The organism is Microbacterium sp. CCH5-D1 (genome assembly GCF_001557335.1).
GTDB lineage: Bacteria > Actinomycetota > Actinomycetes > Actinomycetales > Microbacteriaceae > Microbacterium > Microbacterium oxydans.
In genome coordinates this window covers 1-467 of sequence record NZ_LSJW01000131.1, presented here as the reverse complement: position 1 = coordinate 467, position 467 = coordinate 1, and the positions used below count along the sequence as shown (strand labels likewise).

Genomic DNA, 467 nt, shown 5'->3' with positions numbered 1-467 from the left:
CTCCCGGAGTGTCGGTTCGGTGGGGCTCCCCGCCGTGATCTGCATCGACACCTCGTACTCGCTCTCCACGGGGAGTCGCGTGGCGATCATCCCGCCCTGCGAGTGCGCGACCACGTCGACGCGATCGCCCGGTTCGACACCGGCGGCCGCCAGAGCATCGAGAGTCGCCTGGTACGACGCCGACGTAGCGCCCTGATAGAGCTCGATGTTCGAGGTCATGTCCCACGGCTCCGCGCCTTTCTTCAGGGACAGCAGCGAATTCTGGGTACCGGCCACGTAGGCCACATAGCGGGTCGCGCCGCCGACCATCGTGTACTTCTCCACGGCGACCTGGGCTCCCCCGCCCGGGATCCTCCTGAACGCTCCGGCGAGGTCGTCCGGCGCGCGCGGAGTCGACGTCTTCACCGGTGTCACCTGCACCGGATCCACCGGCACGGAGGTCGGAGCCTTCACGCCCGGCACCTCGG

The 467-nt window shown here is 69.0% G+C and carries 1 pseudogene; it reads right to left on the bottom strand.

Annotation, left to right across the window (positions count from 1 at the left end):
• Window positions 1-453, bottom strand: a pseudogene (locus AX744_RS08160) (hypothetical protein); the annotation flags it as partial.
• Window positions 454-467: the final 14 nt, after the last annotated feature.